A 1512-nucleotide genomic window follows, 5' to 3' on the forward strand; every position below is an offset into this window, starting at 1 on the left:
CGCTAACAGTTCCTACTGCCAAGTCTGTAGTGGACTTTCACCACCAAGTTGTCGCCCATGCCGGGCGCACGACCAAATAACTCTTCCGGATTCGTACCGGAAGAGTCATCTAATGGATGAGAAGTAGTCACGGATAAGCCGCCTTCACCTTCGACAAAAGCAGTGCCTTCGACGCCGTCTGTGTTATGGACGGTTGCTTCGAATAAATACTTATCCACTATAGTCCCTCGTTTCTTAGTTTTTACTAAAGTATACGTTTTGTAATGCATTTTGTACTGTCTAGCTTAACTACTCCCGTTGGTCGGTCGATCACAACAATAGTTGTACGTGCTGAAGCACTACAACTTGTAAGGACGTACCAGCCTCTCGAGAAAAAGATAAATGTACCCATTGCGCAGGATGCTCTTCTTCCGCATACTCTGTCTCTACGCATTGAAATGCTAGAGTCACAGCAATTCGGGGTACATTTCCTTTTTTCTTGTCGAGGCTGACCGGTACGTGAAGCTTTTCTTAGTTTTTACGTTGAGTTAAATCTAGTCCTTCGATTTTTTCCAGTTCTGGAAGTAAAGCGTTCAGGATGCGTCCACCAAATACGAAGACGTCCATCATCGGTTTTACATCTTCACCTGTGATGCCCAGATGACGCATGATGATCTCACCATCTCCTGAGATAACGAAACGGTAGTAACCAGAACGCATCGCATTGATTTCGTTCAGTTCAGTCACAATTTCAGGCAGGCGGTTACGGTCTGTCACGTATCCGATTTTATTGTAAGTGATCTGGTAGTTTGCACGAGGTACATCAGCATCATGGATGATTACGCCACAAGCCACCGCTTTATTCTGGTTCACACGCAAAGCAGTCTGGAAAACGATTTGCTGCTGCTTGACTTCTTCGCCATCTTTTTTACGAATAGGTGCTTCGATGTCCTTTGTTTTAAATTGAATCTTTTTCTCCTGTGCCAGGTGTTTAAAGTTATCAGTAATTACGCTCATGTTAAAAGCCTCCGTCTAAATTTATCGTATTTATGTTTCACACAAAAACTAGTATACCATAAAACGCTTACTAATTATAGGGCAGAGAGAGGATAAATGATTTTCGAAACTCGCTTTTTCCACTGATTTTGAAATAACTTACTCATACAGCGAAAAATAATCAAGATTTTTTAAGTTATTGCTCATTTTTTAAACGTAATTTGGAATAACTTTTTTAATAATACTATTTTTGGGCATAAAGACCCCTTGGTCTTTAAATCATCAAAAAATTTAATTAAGCAACCCAACTCGCTAAATGTTCGACGATATTCTCTTTTACTTTAGCTGACGCAAAAGCCAAACTAACGATGAAAGAAATCGAAACATATAGATTCATTTTATCCAATCCTCGAATTGTATGGTCTTCAAAAAGAAAATCTCGATCTAAACGACTATTTACGCGTTCAACTGCTGTACGTTTTTTATACAACCGTTTAAATTTATAACTCGTCCGAGCCACTTTTGGGAAAATTCGAA

Annotated in this window: 3 protein-coding genes; all 3 read right to left on the reverse strand. The window is 39.9% G+C overall.

Features of this window, described 5'->3' with window-relative positions:
• Positions 1-2: 2 nt before the first annotated feature.
• Entirely contained in the window at positions 3-218 is a 216-nt protein-coding gene (locus ABFX15_RS00585) for a hypothetical protein (RefSeq protein ID WP_346023625.1), read from the reverse strand.
• A gap of 292 nt (positions 219-510) precedes the next feature.
• Positions 511-996 (reverse strand): hypothetical protein, encoded by a 486-nt coding sequence (locus ABFX15_RS00590; RefSeq protein ID WP_091480459.1) that lies wholly within the window; start codon positions 994-996, stop codon positions 511-513.
• Between the two features lie 274 nt (positions 997-1270).
• Positions 1271-1512 (reverse strand): transposase (locus ABFX15_RS00595; protein ID WP_346023626.1); only part of this gene is annotated, 242 nt, incomplete at its 5' end.

Origin of the sequence: Alkalibacterium indicireducens, assembly GCF_039522005.1 — a bacterium.
Classification (GTDB): Bacteria; Bacillota; Bacilli; order Lactobacillales; family Carnobacteriaceae_A; genus Alkalibacterium; species Alkalibacterium indicireducens.